Here is a 23405-nt window from a genome sequence, read left to right as displayed (position 1 = left end):
CATAGTCCGTTCGGGCCATTCAAGATTGGGCCCGAAGGGGGTGTTGCGTGCTGTGCGCTCTTCCGTAACGTCCTCAACTGGCAACGGTGAATATGCCGTTCGCCGCCGTGGGGGAGCCTCGATTCGGGAGAGGACGGCACCGGCAATGAGCTGGGTAACAGACTGGAGCGCGCAGGCTGCCTGCCGCTCTACGGATCCGGACGAACTGTTTGTGCAGGGCGCCGCGCAGAACCGCGCGAAGGCCGTGTGCACGGGCTGCCCGGTCCGCACGGAATGTCTCGCCGACGCTCTGGACAACCGCGTGGAGTTCGGAGTGTGGGGAGGAATGACCGAGCGTGAGCGGAGAGCCTTGCTGCGCCGCCGCCCGACGGTCACCTCCTGGCGACGCCTGTTGGAGACGGCGCGCTCGGAGTACGAGCGCAGCACCGGAGTGGTGCTGCCGGTCGATGTGGAGCTCGAGGCGGACGAGCACGAACGGTACGCCGCGGTGGGCTGACCATCTGGCGGAACGGTACTGCGGTACGCCGAACGGTGCCGCGGTACGCCGAACGGTGCCGCGGTACGCCGAGCGTGCTGCGGTAGGTGGAGCGGTACCGCGCATGCGGAGCGGTACCGCGGAACGGAGACGCCGCGCCGGGTCCCGGCCTGATGGCCTCGGCCTCCTGTGGTCGGCGGACGAGCTGCCACCTCGTGCGCCGCGTCGGTGCTGCCGTGTGCCCGGGCGGCCCGGCGGACGAGTGCGGTCCGGGCGGCGCAGTGCGCGGTCAGTCCGTGCCGGTGGAGGAGCGGCGGTGCTGGTCGGCGAGGCGCCCGCCGATGGTGCGCAGGCTGTCCAGATCGTGTACGTCACCGGGCAGCGCGGTCACCTGGGCCAGCGGCACGTCCGGGTGCAGCGCCGTGAAGCGGTCACGGGTGCGCCGCTCGCGGGCCAGCAGCCGCATACGGTCGGCGTGCAACCGCAGCAGCCCCGCAGCCAGCACGGCGACGTCTTCGTCGTCGCCGGTGGCATCCGGAGCGGACGCGCGGTCGGCCGCCGATCGCGCGTCAGGGATCGTTCGCTCTGTCGTCTCGGTCGTCTCGTTCCCCCCAAGTGTGGTGACGGACCGGGCTGGACCGGGACTCTCGGAGGCGGGGGAGCCGTCCTCGGGATCCGCTGGACCGGCCGATGGAGCGTCGCGATCCAGAATCTTCCCCCGCCGGCGATCCACAATGCCGCCTTCTTCAAGATTTTCGGCCGCCGCGACGGCCCGCTCGGCGCTCAGTCCCGCCGCGTCGCTGTCGTGCACCCGGTTGAGCACCAGCCCGGCCAACGGCATCCGGTCCGCGGCCAGCCGTTCCACGAAGTAGGCGGCCTCGCGCAGGGCGTCCCGTTCCGGCGCCGCGACGACGAGGAAGGCGGTGCCGGGGGCCTGCAGCAGCCGGTAGGTCGCGTCCGCGCGGGTGCGGAAGCCGCCGAACATGGTGTCCATGGCGGCCACGAAGGTCTGCACGTCCCGCAGCAGGCCCGCACCCAGCAGTTTGTTGAGGGCGCCGGTGAAGAGGGAGAGCCCGGCCATGCCGAGGTTCACCACCTTCATTCCGGCCCGGCCGCCGACCCGGGCCGGCGCCATCATCAGCTTGATGAACTTCCCGTCCAGGAACGAGCCGAGGCGCTTGGGCGCGTCCAGGAAGTCCAGTGCGGAGCGGGAGGGCGGGGTGTCGACGACGATCAGGTCCCACTCGTCGCCGGCGCGCAGTTGGCCGAGTTTCTCCATCGCCATGTACTCCTGCGTACCGGCGAACCCGGTGGAGAGCGACTGGTAGAACGGGTTCTCCAGGATCGCCTTGGCGCGGTCGGGGTCGGCGTGCGTCTCGACGATCTCGTCGAACGTGCGCTTCATGTCGAGCATCATGGCGTGCAGTTCGCCGCCTGCGGCCTTGTCGATGCCGGGGACCTCGCGCGGGGTGTTGTCCAGTTCGGACAGGCCCATGGACTGTGCGAGCCGCCGTGCGGGGTCGATGGTCAGTACGACGGTCCGGCGGCCGCGCTCGGCGGCGCGTACGCCCAGGGCCGCGGCCGTGGTGGTCTTGCCGACGCCTCCGGAGCCGCAGCAGACGACGATCCGTGTCGTCGGGTCGTCCAGCAGAGGGTCGATCTCCAGCGCTTCGGCGTCCAACACGTCGGCGTTCGGTACCTCGACGTCCGGCACGTCGGCGTCCGGCACGTCGGTGTCCGGAGTGTCGGCGTCCGAAACGTCGGCGTCCAGCGGCGTGGCCATGGATGCCTCTCCTTCCCCGAAGGTCGCGGGTGGCACGGGCGTCTGCCGCGCCTTGGGAGTTCGCGGTGTCCCGGCGGTTCGCAGTGGCCGCGGTGTCTCGGCGGTCCGCGGTGGCTTGGAGGGCCGCTTCCGCGGGGTCTGCGCGGGGTCTGGGCTCACGGGCGCGCGCCGTCCGTCCCGGACGTCTGCCATTGGCCGCGCAGCTCGCGGGCGAGCCCGTACAGGCCCGCGAGCTCGACGCCCTCGCTGAGCAGACCGAGTTCCCGCACCGGCAGCCCCTGCGCGGACAACTCCGCGCGCAGTCCGCGCTCCAGCTCCACCCGCTCGGCGTGCTCCCTGCCCTGCTCCAGCAGCGGGGCGACGAGACGTTCGGCGCGTCCTCCACGGCGCGCGCCCCCGAGCCCGGCGCGTGCGAAGGCGCGCGCTATCTCGTCCGTGCGCTCATGGGCCGACAGCAGCTGCTCCTCGCCCGGCAGCTGGGGGCGCACCATGTTGACCACGACGGAGGTGGCCGGCAGCCCCGTGGCCCGTAGCTCGGCGATGCCGTCGACCGTCTCCTGGACCGGCATCTCCTCCAGCAGCGTCACCAGATGCACTGCCGTCTCCGGCGACTTGAGGAGGCGCATGACGGCCTGCGCCTGGTTGTGCACGGGGCCCACCTTGGCGAGCCCCGCCACCTCCTCGTTGACGCCGAGGAAGCGCGCGATGCGGCCGGTGGGCGGCGCGTCCATCACCACGGCGTCGTAGACGGGTCGCTGCCGCTTGTCCCTGCGGCGCACCGCCTCGCACGCCTTACCGGTCAGCAGTACGTCCCGCAGGCCGGGCGCGATGGTGGTCGCGAAGTCGATGGCCCCCAGTCGTTTGAGGGCGCGGCCGGCGCTGCCGAGCTTGTAGAACATCTGGAGGTAGTCCAGCAACGCCCGCTCGGCGTCGATGGCCAGTGCGTACACCTCGCCGTTGCCGTGGGAGACGGCGATCTTCCGCTCCTCGTACGGCAGCGGCTCCGTCTCGAAGAGTTGTGCGACACCCTGGCGGCCCTCCACCTCGACGAGCAGCGTCCGTCGGCCGCCGTGTGCCAGGGCCAGCGCGAGTGCGGCGGCGACCGTGGTCTTACCGGTCCCGCCCTTGCCGGTCACTACGTGAAGCCTGCTCACGGCTGGGAGCCTAATTCGTTGCCCGGGGCTCCGGCGAGACCGGTCGTCGTCGGCCGTCCGGCCAGTGCTCGCGGCGTCCCCGCGCGCGGCTGTGTTCGTTAGGGTCTTCCCCATGACGAAGTGGGAATACGCAACCGTGCCGCTCCTTGTGCACGCGACCAAGCAGATCCTCGACACCTGGGGCGAGGACGGCTGGGAACTGGTCCAGGTCGTACCCGGGCCGAACAACCCCGAACAGCTGGTGGCCTACCTGAAGCGGGAGAAGCAGGCGTGAGCGCGGCCGAGGACAAGCTAGCCCAGCTCGGACTGGCCCTGCCCGAGACCGCCACCCCCGCCGGGGCGTACGTACCGGCGGTGCAGAGCGGCCGGTACGTGTACACCGCGGGCCAGGTTCCGCTGGTGAACGGCACCCTTCCGACGACCGGCAAGGTCGGCGCGGAGGTCACCCCCGAGGAGGCGAAGGACCTGGCGCGGACGGCGGCGCTGAACGCACTGGCCGCCGTCAAGTCCGTGGCCGGGGACCTCGACCGGATCGCACGCGTCGTCAAGGTCACCGGTTTCGTCGCCTCCGCACCGGACTTCACCGGCCAGCCCGGCGTCATCAACGGTGCCAGCGAGCTGCTGGGCGAGGTGCTGGGCGCCGCCGGCAAGCACGCCCGCAGCGCGGTGGGCGTCGCGGTGCTGCCGCTGGACGCGCCGGTCGAGGTCGAGATGCAGGTCGAGCTCACCGACTGAGCCGGCCCGCTGGAGTCGATGGAGGGGTACTCCTGCTTGCCCGCCGCGAACTCTTCGGCCGAAGGTGCTCAGCCACGGCCGGGACGAGTGACGGTATCGAGCCCACCGGCTGAGGTGGGTGGGTCCGGTACCGCCGGTCAGCCGGTTGTCAGCCGGTCAGCCGGTTGTCAGCAGGGCAGGAGTGCCTCTCGAACATCGGGACGGTGAGCCGTAGCATCCGGCCATGTCGTCCTCGTCGTCCGAACCGCCTGCCGGGAACGGTCAGTGGTACCCGTCCGAGTGGCCCGAGCGCATCCGCGCCCTGGCCGCGGGCGAACTGACCCCGGTGACGCCGCGCAGAGCCGCCACCGTGATGCTCCTGCGGGATTCCCCCGAGGGTCCCGCCGTCCATATGCTGCGCCGCCGTGCCTCCATGGCGTTCGCGGGCGGTGCGTACGCGTATCCGGGCGGCTCCGTCGATCCACGGGACGCCCGCGCCGTCGACGCCGCCGGGCCGGCGGCCATCTGGTGGGCCGAGCGGCTGGGCACCGACGAGGCCACGGCACGGGCGATCGTGTGCGCGGCCGTCAGGGAGACCTTCGAGGAGTCCGGCGTCCTGCTGGCCGGCCCCGACCCGCGCACCGTGGTCGCCGACACCACCGGCGAGGACTGGGAGGCGGACCGCGCCGCACTGGTCGCCCGCGAGCTGTCCTTCGCCGACTTCCTCGACCGCAGAGGGCTCGTCCTGCGCGATGATCTGCTGGGTGCCTGGGCCCGCTGGATCACGCCGGAGTTCGAGGCCCGGCGCTACGACACGTACTTCTTCGTCGCCGCCCTCCCGGAGGGCCAGCGCACCCGCAACGCCTCCACCGAGGCCGACCGCACCGTCTGGGTGCGCCCCGAGGACGCCGCGGCGGGCTACGACCGGGGAGAACTGCTGATGATGCCTCCCACCATCGCCACCCTGCGCCGGCTGACGCCGTACGGGACCGCCGCGGAGGCGCTCGCCGCCGCGGCAGAGCGCGACATGGCGCCCGTACTGGCACGGGCCCGCTTGGAAGACGGTGAGATCGTGCTCAGCTGGCCAGGACACGACGAGTTCACCAAGAGGATCGATCCCGCATGACCGACGCCGAAGCACTTCCGGGCCGGCCGCGAGGCGGCGCCATCGACGGCCAGGCGTCCCCCCGCGCCTACTGCGTGCTGGCGCCCAACCCGTCCCCCATGACGCTGGACGGCACCAACACCTGGATCGTCGCCGAGCCCGGTTCCGACCGCGCCGTCGTCATCGACCCGGGCCCGCTGGACGAAGCACATCTGCGCAACGTCATCGCCACCGCCGAACGGCAGGGCAGGCGGGTCGCACTCACCCTGCTCACCCATGGCCACCCGGACCACGCCGAGGGCGCCGCACGGTTCGCCGAGCTGACGGGCTCACCGGTCCGCGCCCTGGACCCGGCACTGCGACTGGGCGACGAGGGGCTCGGTGCCGGGGACGTCATCACCACGGGCGGCCTGGAGCTGCGCGTCGTCCGCACGCCAGGGCACACCGCCGACTCGCTCTCCTTCCACCTGCCCGCCGACGCCGCCGTGCTCACCGGCGACACGGTGCTGGGGCGCGGCACCACGGTCGTCGCCCACCCGGACGGCAGGCTCGGCGACTATCTCGACTCGCTGCGCTCGCTGCGCTCGCTGACCGTGGACGACGGCGTCACCCGCGTACTGCCCGGCCATGGGCCCGTGCTCGACGACGCACCGGGCGCGATCGAGTACTACTTGGCCCACCGCGCGAAACGGCTCGCCCAGGTGGAGACGGCTGTCGAACAGGGGCACCGGACGGCGGCCGACGTGGTGGCCCATGTCTACGCGGACGTGGACAGATCGCTGTGGCCCGCAGCCGAGCTGTCGGTACGGGCGCAGCTGGACTATCTGGTCGAACACGGACTGGTGTGAGCTGCCCGTGGCCCAGGCCCAGGCCCAGCCCAGGGCCACGGTCATGGCAAGGACGGGCCACGGTCATGGCAAAGGCGGGGGCCTCGGCCAGCTGTGCTCAGCGCGAGCGCTTCGCCAGTCGCTCGATGTCCAGCAGGATCACCGCGCGGGCCTCCAGCCGCAGCCAGCCGCGCCCGGCGAAGTCGGCCAGCGCCTTGTTCACCGTCTCGCGGGAGGCGCCCACCAGCTGGGCAAGCTCCTCCTGGGTCAGGTCGTGGACGACGTGGATGCCCTCCTCGGACTGCACGCCGAAGCGGCGCGACAGATCCAGCAGCTGCTTGGCCACGCGGCCGGGCACGTCGGAGAAGACCAGGTCGGACATGGAGTCGTTGGTACGGCGCAGCCGCCGGGCGATGGCCCGCAGCAGTGCCGAGGCCACCTCGGGACGGGCGTTCAGCCAGGGCTGCAGGTCGCCGTGGCCCAGCCCCAGCAGCCTGACCTCGGTCAGCGCCGAGGCCGTCGCCGTACGCGGGCCCGGATCGAACAGGGACAGCTCCCCGATCAGCTCACCGGGACCGAGCACCGCGAGCATGTTCTCCCGGCCGTCCGGGGAAGTGCGGTGCAGCTTCACCTTGCCTTCGGTCACCACGTAGAGGCGGTCACCCGGGTCACCCTCGTGGAAGAGGGCCTCGCCGCGAGCAAGCGTCGTCTCCGTCATGGAGGCGCGCAGCTCAGCGGCCTGCTCCTCATCGAGCGCCGCGAAGAGCGGGGCGCGCCGCAGAACGTCGTCCACGAGTTCTCTCCTTGTCGACCTGCCCATGGGGTCCGTGGAACCCATGATGCCGGACGGTGAAACCATGCGATCAGTCACAGCAATCAGTCACAAGTTTGACGCACGCATGCTGTGCCTCCCAACGCGGGGCGCGCTAGGGCCCTGGATCCACCGCGTGTGCCACGAATGTCGGTGGCCCCCCTTACGCTGGCCGAGTGTCCAATACCCCGGGAAGCGCACGGACAGAGAGGGGGCTGGGCGGGTGACGGCAACAGAGGATTCTGCTGTGAGCGAACACGAGGCGGAGTCGGCGGAGGCGCCGGCGAAGGCGGCTGCCAAGAAGGCTCCGGTGAAGAAGGCGGCCACGAAGAAGGCGGCTACGAAGAAGGCCGCCGAAGCCGCCAGGAAGGCTCCGGGGAAGAAGACCGCCACCGCGAAGAAGGCCCTGGCCAAGAAGAGCCCCGCCAAGAAGGCTCCCGCGAAGAAGGCCGCCACCGCGAAGAAGGCCCCCGCTGCCGCGACGGCGGCTGCCAAGAAGGCGGCGTCCGGGAGCAGGCCCGAGTCGCAGGCGTCGAAGGCGAAGCGCGCCGCGCAACTGAACGAGGCGCTGGCAGAGGTCTACTACTACGCGCACCCCGAGCTGGATTTCGAGAATCCGTTCGAGCTCCTGGTGGCCACCGTCCTCTCCGCGCAGACCACCGACCTGCGCGTCAATCAGACGACGCCCGCCCTCTTCGCCGCGTACCCCACTCCCGAGGACATGGCGGCGGCCAACCCGGAGGAGCTGGAGGAGCTGATCCGTCCCACCGGCTTCTTCCGCTCCAAGGCGAAGTCCCTGCTGGGTCTCTCGGCGGCGCTGCGGGACGACCACGGCGGCAAGGTCCCCGGCTCGATAGACGAGCTGGTGAAGCTGCCCGGCGTGGGTCGTAAGACGGCGTTCGTGGTGCTCGGCAACGCCTTCGGTGTTCCGGGGCTCACTGTCGACACCCACTTCGGCCGACTGGTGCGGCGCTGGAAGCTCACCGACCAGACGGACGCCGTGAAGGTCGAGCAGGAGATCGACGACCTGCTGCCGGAGAGCGAGTGGACGATGTTCTCGCACCGCACGATCTTCCACGGCCGCCGCATCTGTCACTCACGTAAGCCCGCCTGCGGCGCCTGTCCGATCGCGGAGCTGTGCCCCTCCTACGGCGAGGGCGAGACGGACCCGGAGAAGGCGAAGAAGCTGCTCAAGTACGAGATGGGCGGTCAGCCCGGGCAGCGTCTCAAGCCCCCGGCCAACTACCCGGGCACCCCCGCCCCACCGCTGCCCTCGCGCGACCCGGGCGCCGGGTCGCCGACGACCGGGCCTGGATCCGGGACCGGGGCCGGATCCGAGCCTGGTACGGGGTCGGACGCCGCTGCCGGAGCGGCCCGGTGACGGGTGCCGGTCAGTCCTCGGACCAGGCGGCGGATCGCAGGGCACCGGAGGCGGCGGAGTCTGCGGACCATCGGGCGGCCGACCGCGGGGCTGCGGACGGCTGGGCGGTGGGCCGCCGCGCGGCCTCGGTGTCGACAGAGGTCAGCGGCCGGGGCCTGCCGCAGTGGCTGACCCCCGTGCGGGACGCGGCGGAGACCGTCGAGGCGAGCCAGCTCAGCCGGTACCTGCCGCCGCCCGACGGCGGAGGGCGGCCCTCCGCCGTGCTGGTGCTCTTCGGGGAGGGCTCGCACGGTCCTGAGCTGCTGCTGATCGAGCGCGCCTCCAGCCTGCGCTCGCACGCCGGACAGCCCTCGTTCCCCGGCGGGGCCCTCGACCCGGAGGACGGCGATCCGCAGGGGGACGGCAGGCTGCGGGCCGCGCTGCGCGAGGCCGAGGAGGAGACGGGGCTCGACCCCTCGGGCGTTCAGGTCTTCGGCGTACTGCCCAGCCTCTACATCCCGATCAGCGGCTTCGTCGTCACGCCGGTGCTCGGCTGGTGGCGCCGTCCCACGCCGGTGGCGCCGGTCGACCCGGCGGAGACGGCCCGCGTCTTCACCGTCCCGGTCTCGGACCTCACGGACCCGGCCAACCGCGCCATGGCCGTGCACCCGGCCGGGCACGTGGGACCCGCCTTCATGGTCGGCTCCGCGCTGGTGTGGGGGTTCACGGCCGGGCTGATCGACCGGATCCTGCACTACGCCGGGTGGGAGCGCCCCTGGGACCGGGACCGCCGGGTCCCGCTCGACTGGCACGCTTGACCCTCATATCGGTGGCACGCGTGACCGTCGCATCCGCGCGCACATGAGACGGTGTCTCTTCCGCTCTCCTGGACGGCCCCGCACGGGTGCCGCCGGAGCAAAGCGCGTGGGCGGCTCCCGCACGGGCGCCGCCCGGATCCGGCGCGGACCGTGCGCGGGGCACTGGCGAAGAGCGGTGGAAAGGACTGCCGAGATGGACCCGAGGCGAGGCTGATTCGGTGAACGTGCTGGACGTACTGCTGATCGTGGCTGCCGTATGGTTCGCGATCGTCGGCTACCGCCAGGGCTTCGTCGTCGGCATCCTGTCGGTTCTCGGGTTCCTGGGGGGCGGCCTGGTCGCACTGCTGGTGCTGCCGCTGCTCTGGGACGAGTTCACAGGGGGCGACCGGCCGGGAACGGGGTTGGCGATCGGTGCCGTGATCATTGTGATCATCTGCGCCTCCGTCGGCCAGGCCCTCACCACGCATCTGGGCAACAAGCTGCGGCAGTACATCACCTGGACGCCGGCGCGGGCTCTGGACGCGACGGGGGGCGCGCTCGTCAACGTCCTCGCGATGCTGGTCGTGGCCTGGCTGATCGGCTCCGCGCTGGCCGGTACGTCGCTGCCGACACTGGGCCGGGAGGTACGCGGCTCCAATGTCCTGCTCGGCGTCTCGCGCGTGATGCCGCAGCAGGTCAACACGTGGTTCGCCGATTTTTCCTCCGTTCTGGCCAAGAACGGCTACCCGCAGGTCTTCTCACCCTTCTCCGACGAGCCGATCCGCGATGTCCGGCCGCCCGACCCCGAGTTGGCGGGCAGCCCGGTCGCACAGCGGGCCAAGCGCAGTATCGTCAAGGTCGTGGGTACGGCACCGAGCTGCGGTAAGGAGCTGGAAGGCACCGGGTTCGTCTTCTCACGCGGCAAGGTGATGACGAACGCGCACGTCGTCGGGGGTGTCCGCCACCCGACCGTGCAGGTCGGCGGCGAAGGGCAGCGTTACCGCGCCCGGGTGGTGCTCTACGACTGGAAGCGCGACATCGCCGTTCTCGACGTCCCCGAACTGCAGGCTCCCGCGCTGCGCTTCGCCCAGCAGGACGCGGCCGGTGGCGACGGCGCGATCGTGGCCGGGTTCCCGGAGAACGGCGGCTACGACGTGCGTTCGGCCCGGGTGCGGGGCCGCATCCAGGCCAGCGGCCCCGACATCTATCGCCGGGGCACCGTCGACCGGGACGTCTACTCGCTCTACACCATGATCCGGCAGGGCAACTCCGGTGGCCCGCTGCTCACCCCGGACGGCCGCGTCTACGGTGTGATCTTCGCCAAGTCCCTGGACGACGACCGCACCGGGTACGCCCTCAGCGTGGACGAGATCCGTCAGGACATCACCCGTGGGCGCACCGCCCAGCGCACGGTCAACAGCCAGGGCTGTGCGATCTGACCGGACCGGCGAGCGCCGCTGGGTGAGCCCGCACCGTGCGGGACGCGGGTGCCGTAGGAACGTAGCGCCGCGGAAGACGGGTGCGCAGGTGCCGCAAGTACGCGGGTGCGCAGGTGCCGCGGAACGCAGGTGCCGCCGAACGCGGCTACGTGCCCAGGTGACCGAGCGGGCTCGGGCGGGATCAGGAGCGGTTGTGCCGCAGTCTCGCGCCGACCCAGCGTGCGCGGCGACGCAGGATGCGGGGGATTCCCAGCTCGGCGTCGGCGGGATGCAGCCGGGCCATGGCGCGCGGGGAAGCCTGGCCGCGCGGGTCCCTCGAATGGCTGCGGTTACGTGCCACGTCACGGAAGTCGTGCGTCAACCCCATACCCGGGTCCCTGCCCCCACCTCATGGTCAGTAATCGCCCGCCACCGCCTCGATCGGCCTATGCGGCGGGCACATGTACGGACCGTCCGGGCGCCGCGGCCCGCAGCCCGTGCCGACCGGTGGGCCGCTCGGCCGCTCGGCCGCTCGGCCGGTCGGCCGGTCGGCCGGGCAGACCGATCCGATAGGTCAGCGGTCCGGCTCCGGGTCGCTGAGCCAGTGCACCAGTTCGGAGGTGAAGGTCTCCGGGTCCTCCTCGTGCGGCCAGTGCCCCAGACCGTCGAAAAGCCGCCAGCGGTACGGCGCCTCGACGTACTCACCCGAACCCGCCGCGCTCCGCGTCCGCATCACCGGATCGAGCGAACCGTGCAAGTGCAACGTCGGCACCCGCACCGGCCGCTTCATCCGGCGGTAGAACTGCAGCCCGTCCGGCCGCGCCAGCGACCGCACCAGCCACCGGTACGGCTCCACCGAGCAGTGGGCGGTGGAGGGTACGCACATCGCGCGCCGGTAGTTCTCCACCGCGAGGGCGCCCGTGTCCCCCGCGGGTCCCGGCGGCTTGGGGCCGGCCCAGTCCCGGACCAGCCGCTCCACCAGCGCGCCCCCGTCCGCCACGAGCTGGCGCTCCGGAAGCCACGGCCGCTGGAAGCCCCAGATGTAGGAGCTGGCCGCCGTCTGCCGTACGTCGCCCAGCATGGCGGCCCGCCAGCGGCGGGGGTGCGGCATCGAGGCGACGACCAGGCGGCGGATCAGCTTGGGCCGCATGACCGCCGCCGTCCACGCCAGGTAGCCGCCCAGGTCGTGTCCGACCAGTGCGGCGTCGGGCTCGCCCAGTGAGCGGATGACACCGGTCACATCGAGCGCGAGGTTGGCCGGGTCGTAGCCGCGCGGCGTACGGTCGCTGCCGCCCACCCCGCGCAGGTCCATCGCCACGGCCCGGTAGCCGGCGTCGGCCAGCGCGGGCAGCTGGTGCCGCCAGGCCCACCAGTACTGCGGAAAACCGTGCAGCAGCAGCACCAACGGGCCCTCGCCCATCTCGGCGATGTGGAATCGTGCCCCGTTGGCGGCCACATCCCGGTGCGTCCAGGGGCCCTCGGGACGGATCACGGCCGCGGGACTGTCTGCGAGCGTCATACGGACGAGCGTGTCACACCCTGCAGCTGCGGACGCTCCGTCGCACCGTTCTCCCCCGCGCGGGGGTGCGGCTTGGCGTGCGAGAGGACAGCAGCGCTCTGTTTGGCGGAGGCCACGGACTTCTGCGGGCTCTTGCTCTTGGAGACCTTCTTGAACTTCGCCAGCGCCAGCAGCAGCAGAAGCAGCGCGAGTGCGATGAAGGCGCCACCGACGATCAGGAACGACCAGGCCAGGCCCAGCCCGAGGTTGTGGATACCGAAGGCGGCGGCGAAGCTCAGCACGGGCAGCGCGAAGAGCAGCAGGACCCCCGCGACCAGGGCCGCGCCGCTGCCCAGTACGCCGCGCTTGACGTCCTGTCGCAGTTCGGCCTTGGCCAGTGCGATCTCGTCGTGCACCAGTGCGGACATCTCCGCTGTGGCCGCTGCGACCAACTGGCCCAGGCTGCGGCCGTCGTCGGCTGCGCTCATCGCTGTCTCTCCCTTGCGGTAGTGAGGGGCCCGCCGAGGAGCGGGCCCTGGACTTCCCGGGTTTCGGGAACTTCCTGACTCCGGAGCTTCCTTCCCGGAGCTTTCCGGCTCCGGACCCTTCCGGTTCCGGAGCTGCTCGGCTCCGAAGCCTTCCGGTTGCGGAGCTTCATCACTCCGGTCCCTCCTGGTCCAGGAACTTCCCCGGTTTCGGGACTTCCCAGCTTCCCCTGGCGGTAGCCGGTCAACCTCAGATCATGCCGGACCATCGTCCGCCACGTCGTGGCGAGTGGTCACCTCGGCGAGCCTGCGGTGCTCGGCCGCCTTCGCCTCGTACAGCGCCGCCATGCGCAGATGGAACTCCGGGTTGCCCTCCTCGTACACATCGGGGACGCCGTCGCCGTCCTCGTCCCGGTCCTCGGCCTCCACCAGCGAACGGTACTTACGGGCCCGCACCTTGAGCACGATTCCCGCGAAAACGGCTGCCAGCAGGGAGCCGACCAGTACGGCTGCCTTGGCCTCGTCGGCGAGCACGGCGTCGTCGGTGAAGGCCAGCTCGCTGATGAGCAGGGAGACGGTGAAGCCGATGCCGGACAAGGCCGCGATGGCCAGTACGTCGGCCCAGCCCAGCTCCCGGTTCAGCTCCGCCTTGGTGAAGCGCACCGCCGCCCACGCGCCGCCGAAGACTCCGAGCGTCTTGCCCGCCAGCAGACCGAACACCACGCCCAGCGTCTCCGGCTGGGTGAACACGTCGGTCAGCGCCCCGCCCGACACCGTCACGCCCGCCGCGAAGAGCGCGAAGAGAGGCACCGCGAGTCCCGCCGAGAGCGGCCTGACCAGGTGCTCGATATGCGCGGCCGGTGACGTCTCCTCACCCGGCCGCAGACTGCAGCGCAGCATCAGCCCCATCGCGACCCCGGCGACCGTGGCGTGCACCCCGCTGGCGTGCATCAGCCCCCAGATGACGAGGGCGAGCGGCACGTACACGTACCAGCCGCGTACCCCCCGGTGGTGCAGGAACCAGAAGACGGCCAGCCCGGCGACCGCGCCCGCCAGCGCGCCGAAGCTGATGCCCGCCGAGTAGAAGACGGCGATGATGACGATGGCACCCAGGTCGTCGACGACCGCCAGGGTCAGCAGAAAGGCACGCAGCGCGGAGGGCAGCCCGGTGCCGAGCACGGCCAGCACACCCAGCGCGAAGGCGATGTCGGTCGCCATCGGGATCGCCCAGCCGCCCACGTCACCGCCGCCACCTGCCGCGAAGGCCACATAGACCAGCGCGGGGACGACCATCCCGCACACCGCCGAGACGATCGGCAGCGCGGCGGCCCGCGGGTCGCGGAGCTCGCCCGCGACCAGCTCCCGCTTGAGCTCTATCCCCGCGACGAAGAAGAAGAGGGTGAGCAGGCCGTCCTTGGCCCAGTCGGCGACCGAGAGATGCAGGTGGAGCGCTTCGGGGCCGAAGTGGAAGCCCTTGATGTCGTCGTAGAAGCCGCTCGCGCCGGTGTTGGCGAGCAGCAGGGCGACGATCGCGGCCGCCAGCAGCAGGGTGCCGCCGACGGTTTCGGTGCGCAGCGCGTCCGCGAGGAACTTGCGTTCGCCCAGCGGAAGCCTGCCGAGAAAGACGGAGCGGCGGCTCTGGCCGCTGTCGGGGTCGTGCTGCGGGGGCAGGGGGTGCGGCGGAGTGATGGCGGGCCTCCAGAAGGTGGCATGGACACACCTGTGGTGTGTGCCGACCAGACTTCCCGGCTCGCCCCTACGTCTTGGCAAGTTCTTTACGTGCCCCTGCAAGCCTAACCAAACGAGTGAGGGGCAACCCGGTCCGGTGGCCGGGTGCCCCTCGGTGAGCGGGCATCCGGCCACCGGACCGGATGCCCTCGGCGAGCGTCCAGGTGGCGCCGCTCGCCCCGCGCCGGAGCGTCAGTCCTCGCTGGGCGCGCTCGGCAGCTTGGACTGGATGAGATCCATCACCGAGGAGTCGGTGAGCGTCTGGGTGTCACCCAGCGTCCGGTTCTCCGCCACGTCCCGCAGCAGCCTCCGCATGATCTTGCCGGAGCGGGTCTTGGGCAGCTCCGCGACCGGCAGGATGCGCTTCGGCTTGGCGATCGGGCCGAGCTGCTTGGCGACGTGCGCCCGCAGCTCCTCGACCAGCTCGTCGCCCTCCGCCGCGTCGCCGCGCAGGATGACGAACGCGCAGATCGCCTGGGTCGTCTGCGGGTCGGTCGCCCCCACGACGGCCGCCTCGGCCACCTTCGGGTGGGACACCAGCGCCGACTCGACCTCGGTGGTGGAGATGTTGTGCCCGGAGACGAGCATCACGTCGTCCACCCGGCCGAGCAGCCATACATCGCCGTCGTCGTCCTTCTTGGCACCGTCGCCCGCGAAGTACTTGCCCTCGAACCGCGACCAGTAGGTGTCCAGGAAGCGCTTGTCGTCGCCCCAGATCGTGCGCAGCATCGACGGCCACGGCTCGGTCAGCACGAGGTAGCCGCCGGCGCCGTTGGGCACCTCGTTCGCCTCGTCGTCCACGACCGTCGCAGCGATGCCCGGCAGCGGCACCTGCGCCGAGCCCGGCTTGGCCTCGGTGACGCCAGGCAGTGGGCTGATCATGATGCCGCCGGTCTCCGTCTGCCACCAGGTGTCGACCACGGGGGTGCGGTCGCCACCGATGTGGTGCCGATACCACACCCATGCCTCGGGGTTGATGGGCTCGCCCACCGAACCGAGGATCCGCAGCGATGACAGATCGAACTTCGCGGGGATGTCGTCGCCCCACTTCATGCTCGCGCGGATCGCGGTCGGCGCGGTGTAGAGGATGGTGACGCCGTACTTCTGCACGACCTCCCACCAGCGGCCCTTGTGCGGCGAGTCCGGCGTGCCCTCGTAGAGCACCTCCGTGGCGCCGTTGGCGAGCGGTCCGTAGACGATGTACGAGTGCCCGGTCACCCAGCCGACGTCGGCGGTGCACCAGAACACGTCGCTCTCCGGCTTGAGGTCGAAGACCGCGTGATGGGTGTAGGCGACCTGCGTGAGGTAGCCGCCGGTGGTGTGCAGGATGCCCTTCGGCTTACCCGTGGTACCGGAGGTGTACAGGATGAACAGCGGGTGCTCGGCGTCGAAGTCCTGCGGTGTGTGCTGCTCGGACTGCCGGCCGACCACCTCGTGCCACCACAGGTCGCGCTCCTCGTTCCAGGAGATGTCCTCCTGGCCGGTCCGCTTCACCACCAGCACGTTGCGGACCTTCTCGGTGCCCGGACGGGTCAGCGCCTCGTCGACGGCCGGCTTGAGCGCGGACGGCGCGCCCTTGCGATAGCCGCCGTCGGAGGTGATGACCACCCGCGCGTCGGCGTCCTCGATCCGGGTCGCCAGCGCGTCCGCCGAGAAGCCGCCGAAGACGACCGAGTGCGGGGCGCCGATTCGGGCGCACGCCAGCATCGCGACGACCGTCTCGGGAATCATCGGCATGTAGATGGCGACCCGGTCGCCGGCCTGCACGCCCAGCTCCGTCAGCGCGTTGGCCGCCTGCGAGACCTCGCGCTGGAGGTCCGCGTAGGTGAGCGTACGGGTGTCGCCCGGCTCACCCTCGAAGTTGATGGCGATGCGGTCGCCGTTGCCGGCCTCCACATGGCGGTCGACGCAGTTGTAGGCGACGTTGAGCTTGCCGTCCTTGAACCACTTGGCGAACGGCGGGTTCGACCAGTCCAGCGTCTCGGTGGGCTCGGTCCCCCAGCTCAGCCGCCGTGCCTGCTCGGCCCAGAACCCCAACCGGTCGGTTTTCGCCTGCTCGTACGCCGCAGCGGTGACATTGGCGTTCGCGGCCAGCTCGGCGGGCGGAGCGAACCTCCGCTCCTCCTTGAGCAGGTTGGAGAGGGAAGGACTCTCGTTCATGTCGGCTCCCGTCGGCAAGTGGTGTAGACCAATACCTGTAACTGCATGCTTAGTGATCGCGGGAGCCCGGTCAACCCCCAAGCGATCCTGGCACCTCGGACCCTGCTGGGTACAGCCGCCTTCAGGGAGTCGTTGCGTGTCGCCTCCCGGAATTCTCAACTGGGGCGCACAGCGGGGCGTGCGACGGTGTTCGTGGGGTGACCGCAGTGGTATGCGCAGCAGGGAGCCTGGGCGGGACAGCATGCCCGGAGCGCCGCGCCGTGAGCGCACCGGCAGCGCACTGGCAGCGCGCCCGGAGTGGGGAAGGTGGCACGCCGGGAGCAGGGCGGCAGCAGGGGACGGAGCAGGCCGGGGGGCGCGCCGACAGGAGGGCGGGAGCGGCCCGGTGACGGGCCGCTCCCGCCGCCGTCAGGCGGTGACCGGGTCGGCTCTGACGGCGGTGAACACCGGCTCGGATCCGCGTACGTCGGCAAGCGTGGTGTCCAGCATGTAGGTCTGTGCCTCCCCGACGTGGAAGTACATACCGTGCAGCTCCAGCGTCCCCTCGCGCAGCCGCCGGTCCACACATGAGTGCGCTGCCAGATGCTCCAACTGCTGGAGGACATTGGTCAGACAGAGCGCCTCCAGCTCGTCGGCCGTCTCCCGGTCGGCGAGGCGCGGCGCGGCCCGCCCCGAGGCCCGGAGCCGTTCCAGGCTGGGCCGGCCGTGCCGCAGCCAGCGGCCGAGCGGGGTCGCGTCGGCGCCCGGGGCCGCCGGAGGGCCGTTGCGCAGCGCCTGCATGGCGCCGCAGCCCGAGTGTCCGCACACGGTCACCGATTCGACCCGCAGCACGTCCACGGCGTACTCGATCGCGGCTGCCACCGACTGGTCGCCGCTCTCCTCACCGGGTGGCGGGACGAGATTGCCCACGTTGCGGACGGTGAACAGGTCGCCGGGGCCACTCGAGGTGATCATGCTGGTGACCAGCCGTGAGTCGGCGCAGGCGAGAAACAGCTGCGAGGGCCGCTGCCCCTCGCGGGCCAGCCTCGCCAGTTCGTCCCGTACGAGGGGAGCCGTGGTGCGCTGGAAGTTGCGTACCCCGCCCAGCAGTTGACCGCGCCGGGAGTGGGAGCGGGTGGGGGAGTGCGCGTGTGCGCGCTGCCTCGCCCCGGCTGGTTCGAACGTCCCGGCCCTGGCCGTTTCGCCATCGACCGCGATCACCCCCGACGTCGTGGCCGTCCCGACGGTGCCGACGGTGCCGACGGTGTGGGCTGTGCCGACGGTCGCGCCCGTGCCGGCGTTCGCTGCCGGTCCAGTCGCCCGAGTCGCCTCAGGCGAGTCGGGGCCGGTCGGCGGGGCGTGGTGGCCGCGCGGGCCGTCGCCCGGGGCGCCATCGTCGTCCCGGCACCCGCCGGACACGGGGCTGCCATGGGTGCCGTCCGTTCCGTCGGCCGGCGGGCGGGTGCACTGGTGGTTGCGCCAGGGCGTCCATGGAGTGCAGGTGTGCGCTTTGGACGGCTCCCCGATCTCCTGCCCCGCACGACCTCTGACCTCCGCATCGCCGCCCGTGGCCGCGTGGGCGGTCCGCCAGTCCTCCAGCGCCTCGTACGCCGCGTGGTCCATGAACGATCCCTCCAGTTCCACCACTGCCTCGGCCCTCTCGGGGACCTGCGCCAGCGCTCGGCTCAGCCGGGGCACCGCCAGAAACGTCAACTGCCCCCGTACCACCACCCGGTAGGCCTCGGGCCGGGGGGAGGTGGGACCATCGCTCACGGGGCGCTCCACGGTGATCCGCGCCCAGGCCAGCCGGTGCAGCGCCACGGCCACCGCCACCGCGATCCCGAGCCCCACTCCCTCCAGCACGCCCAGCAGCACCACCGCCACTGCCGTCGCGCCGAACACCAGGGCCTCACCGTGGCGCGCCACGGTTCTGATGTGGCCGGGGTTGATCATCCGCACGCCCACCACCATCACCAGCGCCCCCAGCGCCGCGAGCGGGATCAGCTCCAGCACTCCCACCAGCAGTCCGGCCGCCAGCAGCACCCAGACTCCCTGCAGCAGTGCCGACTTCCGGCTGGTCGCCCCGGCGGCGATGTTCGCCGAGCTCCGCACCGCGACGCCGGTGACGGGCAGTCCGCCCAACCCGCCTGACACCGCGTTCGCCACGCCGTGTGCGCGCAGTTCCCGATCCAGGTCGCTGCGCGGCACCCGGTGCCCGGGGCCGCGTGTGGCCGCGAGTTTGTCGGCGGCGACGGCCGACAGCAGGGCCTGGACGCTGGCCACCAGGGTGAGCGTCAGCACGGCCGTGCCCAGCCCGAGCACCGGGCCCTCCGGCAGTTGGGGCAGCGCGTGCGAGCGCCAGGAGGGGAGGTCGACGCGGGGCAGCCGCATGTCCGACAGCACCGCGGCGAGGGTGGCGAGGCCGATCGCCGCGAGCGCGGCCGGCACTCTTCCGGTGACTGCGCCGAGCGCTCCGCCGTGCTCCTTCAACCGGGGCCAGGCCAGCAGGACCACAACGGTCAGCGCGCTGACCGAGAGAGCGGCCGGCTGGAGAGAGGTGATGCGCCCGGGCAGCTCGAGGGCGTTGGTGAGCGGTGAGCTGTCCGGATCGCCCCCGAGCATCACATGGAGTTGCGCGAGCGCGATGGTGGCGCCGATCCCGGCCAGCATCCCGTGCACGACCGCGGGGCTCACGGCGAGGGCGGAACGCGCGATCCGTAGGGAGCCGAGACCGATCTGGGCCAGCCCTGCCAGGATGGTGATCGCACAGGTGGTCCGCCATCCGTAGCTCTGGATCAGCTCGGCTGAGATCACGGTCAGCCCTGCCGCGGGACCTGTGATCTGCAGCGGAGCTCCGCCGAGCCAGCCGCAGACCAGCCCGCCCACCGCCGCCGCCACCAGGCCGGACTGGAGCGGGGCCCCGGCGGCCAGCGCGATACCGAGGGAGAGCGGTAGCGCGATCAGGAACACCGTGACGGACGCGGACAGGTCGGCGGTCCAGCGCTGACGTGCGTCGGAGTGGGTCGGGCGGGCGGTCGGTCCGGTGCACACAGGGGTGCGGTGGGGCATCGCGACTCCTCCCGAGGGTCGGCACCGTTCGTGATCGTCTGATTACTCCCAGGTGGAAGTAAAAGAACAGTAATGCCAAGTAAAGCCTTGGCGAAGCGCGGAGTGGCGTCTGGCTGCTCGTGTTCCACCCATCGAGTGAACGGTGCCGAAAAAGCCGCTTGTCCTATTTGTCTTATTAACGTCTCATGTCACTTTTATCGGCGTGGCAACGCCGGTCCCGCCCGGTGACCGACGAGACAAGGCGAGAGGACGAGGTGAGCCGATGGCAGCCACGCGAAGAAGACCCGCTCTCACCACCGCGGTCCCGGCGGCACTGGTGCTGTCCCTGGCCGCCGCCGCATGCTCCGGGGGCGGCGAGGCGCAGCGGCCGGAGCAGTCCCCCGGCGGGGCGCCGCAGGCCCGGCCTCAGGTCAAGCCGCAACTCCTGGGGGACGGTTCGACCTCGCTGACGGGGCGGCAGCCCTTCCAGCCGACCCCGCACAAGCTGGCGCCGGGCAAGAAGCCCCCGCAGTTCGTCGTCTTCTCCTGGGACGGTGCCGGCGAGGACAGCAAGAAGCTCTTCTCCCGCTTCCGCAAGGCGGGCAAGAAGTACGGCGCGGCCCAGACGTACTTCCTCAGCGGCATCTACACGCTGCCGGAGGACGAGGCGAAACGTTACTCCCCGCCCGGACACCCGCCCGGCGCGTCCGACATCGGCTACCTCAAGGACAAGAACGTGCGTGCCACGCTCCGCCAGGTCCGCAAGGCCTGGCTGGACGGCAGTGAGATCGGCACCCACTTCAACGGCCACTTCTGCGGTCCGGAAGGTGTGGACTCCTGGTCCGTCGAACAGTGGAAGAGCGAGATCGAGCAGGCCCGCTGGTTCGTCCAGAACTGGAAGACGACCACCGGCTGGAAGAAGGCCCGGGCGCTCCCGTTCGACTACAAGCGGGAACTGGTCGGCGGCCGTACTCCTTGTCTGGAGGGCCAGGAGAACCTGCTGAAGGCGGCCGGCCAGATGGGCTTCCGCTACGACTCCAGCGGCAACGGCACACAGGTGTGGCCGGACAAGCGGCACGGCCTGTGGGACCTGCCGCTGCAGCAGGTTCCCGTCCCCGGGCGGGGGTTCGAGACCCTCGCGATGGACTACAACTTCCTCGCCAACCAGTCCGGCACCGTCGACGGCCCGGTGGAGAAGCGGCCCATGTGGAAGCGCCAGATGAAGAACGGCCTGCTGCAGGGCTTCCAGCGCGCCTACGAGGGAAACCGGGCGCCGATGATCATCGGTAACCACTTCGAGGACTGGAACGGCGGCATCTACATGGACGCTGTCGAGGACGTCATGAAGACGGTCTGCCGCAAGGGCGGCGTCCGCTGCGTCTCGTTCCGCCAACTCGTCGACTGGCTGGACGCACAGGACCCGCGCATGCTCGCCAAGCTGCGCGCCCTGGAGGTGGGGGAGAAGCCGGCGGGCGGCTGGCGTTCCTTCCTCGCAGGTACCTCGACGGCAGCGAAATCAAGCTGACCAGTGTCCCCGTTCCGGGCAGCCGGAGCGGCCCGGAACGGGGACCGGCGGCCGACGCACAACGTCCAGCAGGTGCGCGCATTCTCGGTCGACGCGGCGGTTTACGGTCGACGGGATGAACCTCCGGCCGACGCGATGACTGCCGGCTGCCGAGCACACTCGTGCTCGGGGCCAGGCAGCCTCGGCAGCTTGACGAACGGTTGGCGGGCGGTCGGCGAGAGGTCAGCCGGTGGTCGGCGAGCGGTCAGGCAGGCTGGACAGCGGCAGCGGTCGCGGCTTCCGGGTGGTCCTCGCTCAGCAGGAACGAGGGGTCCACCTGGGCGGCGAGGTCGGCACCGGTCCTGGCATTGCCCCAGCTCTCCGCGTTCCGCAGATGGAAGTGGACCATCTGCCGGGTGTAGCGCTCCCAGTCGCGCAGTTCGTACGAGGCGTCAGCCGTCTCGTAGAGCGCGGCCAGGGAGCGGGAGTTCTCCTCCTCCAACTCGGCGAAGGGGCGGGGGCGGCCCTTCTCCATGGCACGCACCCAGTCGGAGTGGCCGAAGGTCGCCAGCAGGTCGTCGCCCACTTCCTGGCGCAGGAAATCCACGTCATCCGCGCTCTGCACCTTGTTGCCGACGACCCGCAGCAGGACGCCGAAGTCCCGCGCGTACTCCTTGTACTGCCGGTAGACGGAGACGCCCTTGCGGGTCGGCTCGGCCACCAGGAACGTCATGTCGAAGCGGGTGAACATCCCGGAGGCGAAAGAGTCGCTGCCCGCCGTCATGTCGACGACCAGGTACTCCTCGCGACCGTCGACGAGATGGTTCAACAGCAGTTCCACCGCGCCCGTCTTGGAGTGGTAGCAGGCCACCCCCAGGTCCGACTCGGTGAACGGCCCCGTGGCCAACAGCCGGACGCTTCCGCCGTCCAGTGCGACAGGCCGCGCACAGGCGTCGTAAACCGGGTTGTCCTCTTGCAGGCGGAGCAGCCGGGAGCCCTCGCCGGGGGGCGTCGTTTTGATCATCTTCTCGGTGGAGGCGATCCGCGGGTTGCTGCCTCGCAGGTATTCCTTGATGAGCGGCAGGTTGGCACCCATGGCGGGCAGTGCGGCGGCCTCGGCGTCGTCCAGCCCGAGCGCTGCGCCCATGTGCTGGTTGATATCGGCGTCGACGGCAACCACGGGTGTGCCCCGGGCGGTGAGGTGGCGCACGAACAGTGAGGACAGCGTCGTCTTGCCGCTGCCGCCCTTCCCTACGAAAGCGATCTTCATGTTCAATAGCGTAAGCCGCCGGCGGGGGTGGATCGGCGGCAGGGAGTGAAGAAGACCACTCGATCGTGGGGTTGGGGCGCCCGGCCGGGTGCGTAGGGTCGTACGCATGAGTAGCACTGCTCGCCCCGAGGACGGCGGCACGCCGAAGACCTCCGCGCCCGGCACCTCCGCAGCCGACCCGCTGGCCCCCCTCGCCGCGCTGCCGGGCGTTCCGGAGGCCGTCGAATCCGTGCGCAAGTCGGTCGACCGGGTCTACGGGCACCGCATCATGCGCCGCCGCAGCAGCGAAGTCAGTGCGGAGGCCGCGCTGCGCGGAGCACGCGCCACCGCTGCTGTGGAAGGCGTCGACTGGGCACTCGAAGAGGTGCGCCGTCGCAGCGACTTCGGCGCCGAGTCCGAGGCCCGTACGGTCGGCGCGGCGCTCCGCGTCACGGCCGAGGCCGGACATCTGCTCGACATCTGGCAGCAGTCACCGCTTCGCGTACTGGCCCGGCTGCATCTGGTGGCGGCCGGCGGTGTGGCGCCCGAGGGCACGGTCGGCCGCCCACGGCGGCCCGGAGAGCCGGTCGACGGGCCGGACCTGGGCCTGGAGCTTCCAGGAGCGGACGAGGTCGCGGCCCGGCTGGAGGGCCTCGCACAACTCGTCACGGGCAGCACCAAGGCCCCGGCCCTGGTCACCTCGGCAGTGGTGCACGGTGAACTGCAGGTGCTGCGACCCTTCGGCTCGTACAACGGGCAGGTCGCGCGGGCCGCCGAGCGTGTGGCGCTGGTCGGCAGCGGCTTGGACCCGAAGGCCATCTGTCCGGCCGAGGTGGGCCATGCGGAGCTGGGCCGCGAGGCGTATCTGACGGCCCTGGCCGGCTATGCCTCGGGAACACCCGAAGGGATGACCGAATGGATCGCGCACTGCGGACGGGCGATCGAGCTCGGCGCGCGGGAGAGCGCAGCGGTCTGCGAGGCGATGCAACGGGGGGCGGCCTGAGGGGCTGGTGCCCGGAGACCCCGGAGGTCCTGTGGCCCTGAGGGAATCCGAGTGGCCGCTGGGCATCCTCGGCAGAGCAGGCCCGGACGCCCGCATGGCAGTGGGACGACGGAAGAATGCGGCGGCCCCGCCACAGCGGGCGGGGCCGTCACTGGCATGTCCACCGAGTTACCAGTGCGTGCTCTCACATTCCGTCCGGACGTCAGGGTGGGACTTTGCCCGTCCCTGACGGGACCTGCCCGATCGCGGGCTGTGCGTCGCGTGGGTACTCGGTATTCATGCATCCGGTCCGTGGGGCCATATGCGT

The 23405-nt window shown here is 71.2% G+C and carries 20 protein-coding genes; 10 read left to right on the top strand and 10 right to left on the bottom strand.

Annotated elements, in window-relative coordinates; all coding sequences use genetic code 11:
* The first annotated feature begins 145 nt into the window (after positions 1 to 145).
* Positions 146 to 496 carry a WhiB family transcriptional regulator gene (locus tag KBY19_RS14435; RefSeq protein ID WP_099883209.1) on the top strand — a complete coding sequence of 117 codons (351 nt, stop codon included), beginning with the start codon at positions 146 to 148 and terminating at the stop codon, positions 494 to 496.
* Between the two features lie 268 nt (positions 497 to 764).
* On the opposite strand, the gene KBY19_RS14430 is transcribed toward KBY19_RS14435, so the two are convergent.
* Positions 765 to 2258 (bottom strand): ArsA family ATPase, encoded by a 1494-nt coding sequence (locus tag KBY19_RS14430; RefSeq protein ID WP_210965904.1) that lies wholly within the window; start codon positions 2256 to 2258, stop codon positions 765 to 767.
* A 155-nt stretch (positions 2259 to 2413) separates the two neighbouring features.
* Positions 2414 to 3412, bottom strand: a complete 999-nt coding sequence (locus KBY19_RS14425) for an ArsA-related P-loop ATPase (protein ID WP_210965903.1) — start codon at positions 3410 to 3412, stop codon at positions 2414 to 2416.
* Between the two features lie 112 nt (positions 3413 to 3524).
* Between KBY19_RS14425 and KBY19_RS14420 the strand changes: the two genes are divergently transcribed.
* The 4 genes from KBY19_RS14420 (at position 3525) to KBY19_RS14405 (ending at position 6079) form a co-directional block, all read left to right on the top strand.
* Complete coding sequence (locus KBY19_RS14420) at positions 3525 to 3686, top strand: DUF4177 domain-containing protein (RefSeq protein ID WP_003975360.1); 162 nt, start codon at positions 3525 to 3527, stop codon at positions 3684 to 3686.
* Positions 3683 to 4147 (top strand): RidA family protein, encoded by a 465-nt coding sequence (locus tag KBY19_RS14415; protein WP_099883212.1) that lies wholly within the window; start codon positions 3683 to 3685, stop codon positions 4145 to 4147. The genes KBY19_RS14420 and KBY19_RS14415 overlap by 4 nt, the downstream gene beginning before the upstream one ends.
* Positions 4148 to 4370: 223 nt before the next feature.
* Complete coding sequence (locus KBY19_RS14410) at positions 4371 to 5252, top strand: NUDIX hydrolase (protein ID WP_210957396.1); 882 nt, start codon at positions 4371 to 4373, stop codon at positions 5250 to 5252.
* Positions 5249 to 6079 (top strand): MBL fold metallo-hydrolase, encoded by an 831-nt coding sequence (locus tag KBY19_RS14405; RefSeq protein WP_099883214.1) that lies wholly within the window; start codon positions 5249 to 5251, stop codon positions 6077 to 6079. The genes KBY19_RS14410 and KBY19_RS14405 overlap by 4 nt, the downstream gene beginning before the upstream one ends.
* 97 nt (positions 6080 to 6176) lie before the next feature.
* Here the strand turns inward: KBY19_RS14405 and KBY19_RS14400 are convergent, their stop codons facing one another.
* Entirely contained in the window at positions 6177 to 6851 is a 675-nt protein-coding gene (locus KBY19_RS14400; RefSeq protein WP_019355551.1) for a Crp/Fnr family transcriptional regulator, read from the bottom strand.
* A 265-nt stretch (positions 6852 to 7116) separates the two neighbouring features.
* Between KBY19_RS14400 and nth the strand changes: the two genes are divergently transcribed.
* The 3 genes from nth (at position 7117) to KBY19_RS14385 (ending at position 10465) form a co-directional block, all read left to right on the top strand.
* Complete coding sequence (gene nth, locus KBY19_RS14395) at positions 7117 to 8250, top strand: endonuclease III (protein ID WP_210965902.1); 1134 nt, start codon at positions 7117 to 7119, stop codon at positions 8248 to 8250.
* A gap of 128 nt (positions 8251 to 8378) precedes the next feature.
* Positions 8379 to 9047 (top strand): CoA pyrophosphatase, encoded by a 669-nt coding sequence (locus tag KBY19_RS14390; RefSeq protein ID WP_099886682.1) that lies wholly within the window; start codon positions 8379 to 8381, stop codon positions 9045 to 9047.
* Between the two features lie 218 nt (positions 9048 to 9265).
* Positions 9266 to 10465: a MarP family serine protease gene (locus KBY19_RS14385; protein WP_099883216.1), complete on the top strand. Its 1200-nt coding sequence runs from the start codon at positions 9266 to 9268 to the stop codon at positions 10463 to 10465.
* 181 nt (positions 10466 to 10646) lie between these two features.
* Here the strand turns inward: KBY19_RS14385 and KBY19_RS14380 are convergent, their stop codons facing one another.
* The 6 genes from KBY19_RS14380 to KBY19_RS14355 all read right to left on the bottom strand — a co-directional run bounded on the left by KBY19_RS14380 (position 10647) and on the right by KBY19_RS14355 (position 19363).
* Positions 10647 to 10832 (bottom strand): hypothetical protein, encoded by a 186-nt coding sequence (locus KBY19_RS14380; RefSeq protein ID WP_099883217.1) that lies wholly within the window; start codon positions 10830 to 10832, stop codon positions 10647 to 10649.
* 186 nt (positions 10833 to 11018) lie between these two features.
* Positions 11019 to 11963, bottom strand: a complete 945-nt coding sequence (locus KBY19_RS14375; RefSeq protein WP_210965901.1) for an alpha/beta fold hydrolase — start codon at positions 11961 to 11963, stop codon at positions 11019 to 11021.
* Positions 11960 to 12430, bottom strand: coding sequence for a phage holin family protein (locus tag KBY19_RS14370; RefSeq protein ID WP_099883219.1), 471 nt, complete (start codon positions 12428 to 12430; stop codon positions 11960 to 11962). The genes KBY19_RS14375 and KBY19_RS14370 overlap by 4 nt, the downstream gene beginning before the upstream one ends.
* Before the next feature lie 252 nt (positions 12431 to 12682).
* Entirely contained in the window at positions 12683 to 14098 is a 1416-nt protein-coding gene (nhaA, locus tag KBY19_RS14365; RefSeq protein ID WP_210965912.1) for a Na+/H+ antiporter NhaA, read from the bottom strand.
* Between the two features lie 249 nt (positions 14099 to 14347).
* Positions 14348 to 16315 carry an acetate--CoA ligase gene (gene acs / locus KBY19_RS14360; RefSeq protein ID WP_210965900.1) on the bottom strand — a complete coding sequence of 656 codons (1968 nt, stop codon included), beginning with the start codon at positions 16313 to 16315 and terminating at the stop codon, positions 14348 to 14350.
* Positions 16316 to 16723: 408 nt separating this feature from the next.
* Complete coding sequence (locus KBY19_RS14355; protein WP_210965899.1) at positions 16724 to 19363, bottom strand: bifunctional SulP family inorganic anion transporter/carbonic anhydrase; 2640 nt, start codon at positions 19361 to 19363, stop codon at positions 16724 to 16726.
* A 262-nt stretch (positions 19364 to 19625) separates the two neighbouring features.
* On the opposite strand from KBY19_RS14355, the gene KBY19_RS14350 reads away from it, so the two are divergent.
* A complete protein-coding gene (locus tag KBY19_RS14350; RefSeq protein WP_210965898.1) occupies positions 19626 to 20867 on the top strand; it encodes a hypothetical protein in 1242 nt (413 codons plus the stop codon).
* 244 nt (positions 20868 to 21111) lie between these two features.
* Here KBY19_RS14350 and KBY19_RS14345 read toward each other — a convergent pair whose 3' ends face one another.
* Positions 21112 to 22116: an ATP-binding protein gene (locus KBY19_RS14345; protein ID WP_185017775.1), complete on the bottom strand. Its 1005-nt coding sequence runs from the start codon at positions 22114 to 22116 to the stop codon at positions 21112 to 21114.
* Positions 22117 to 22222: 106 nt separating this feature from the next.
* On the opposite strand from KBY19_RS14345, the gene KBY19_RS14340 reads away from it, so the two are divergent.
* Positions 22223 to 23098, top strand: coding sequence for an oxidoreductase (locus tag KBY19_RS14340; protein WP_099883224.1), 876 nt, complete (start codon positions 22223 to 22225; stop codon positions 23096 to 23098).
* Positions 23099 to 23405: the final 307 nt, after the last annotated feature.

The sequence above is a fragment of the Streptomyces sp. B15 genome, from assembly GCF_018070605.1.
Classification (GTDB): domain Bacteria; phylum Actinomycetota; class Actinomycetes; order Streptomycetales; family Streptomycetaceae; genus Streptomyces; species Streptomyces smyrnaeus.
Note: the sequence above shows the minus strand (reverse complement) of the source record. Positions and strands in the feature narration are given on the sequence as shown.

What these genes read in the sequence shown, in the direction of transcription:
- KBY19_RS14435 (WP_099883209.1), top strand. Translation starts at nt 146, where the DNA reads ATGAGCTGGGTAACAGACTGGAGCGCGCAGGCTGCCTGCCGCTCTACG.
- KBY19_RS14430 (WP_210965904.1), bottom strand. Translation starts at nt 2,258, where the DNA reads ATGGCCACGCCGCTGGACGCCGACGTTTCGGACGCCGACACTCCGGAC.
- KBY19_RS14420 (WP_003975360.1), top strand. Translation starts at nt 3,525, where the DNA reads ATGACGAAGTGGGAATACGCAACCGTGCCGCTCCTTGTGCACGCGACC.
- KBY19_RS14410 (WP_210957396.1), top strand. Translation starts at nt 4,371, where the DNA reads ATGTCGTCCTCGTCGTCCGAACCGCCTGCCGGGAACGGTCAGTGGTAC.
- KBY19_RS14405 (WP_099883214.1), top strand. Translation starts at nt 5,249, where the DNA reads ATGACCGACGCCGAAGCACTTCCGGGCCGGCCGCGAGGCGGCGCCATC.
- KBY19_RS14380 (WP_099883217.1), bottom strand. Translation starts at nt 10,832, where the DNA reads ATGGGGTTGACGCACGACTTCCGTGACGTGGCACGTAACCGCAGCCAT.
- KBY19_RS14375 (WP_210965901.1), bottom strand. Translation starts at nt 11,963, where the DNA reads ATGACGCTCGCAGACAGTCCCGCGGCCGTGATCCGTCCCGAGGGCCCC.
- KBY19_RS14370 (WP_099883219.1), bottom strand. Translation starts at nt 12,430, where the DNA reads ATGAGCGCAGCCGACGACGGCCGCAGCCTGGGCCAGTTGGTCGCAGCG.
- acs (WP_210965900.1), bottom strand. Translation starts at nt 16,315, where the DNA reads ATGAACGAGAGTCCTTCCCTCTCCAACCTGCTCAAGGAGGAGCGGAGG.
- KBY19_RS14355 (WP_210965899.1), bottom strand. Translation starts at nt 19,363, where the DNA reads ATGCCCCACCGCACCCCTGTGTGCACCGGACCGACCGCCCGCCCGACC.
- KBY19_RS14350 (WP_210965898.1), top strand. Translation starts at nt 19,626, where the DNA reads ATGGCAGCCACGCGAAGAAGACCCGCTCTCACCACCGCGGTCCCGGCG.
- KBY19_RS14345 (WP_185017775.1), bottom strand. Translation starts at nt 22,116, where the DNA reads ATGAAGATCGCTTTCGTAGGGAAGGGCGGCAGCGGCAAGACGACGCTG.
- KBY19_RS14340 (WP_099883224.1), top strand. Translation starts at nt 22,223, where the DNA reads ATGAGTAGCACTGCTCGCCCCGAGGACGGCGGCACGCCGAAGACCTCC.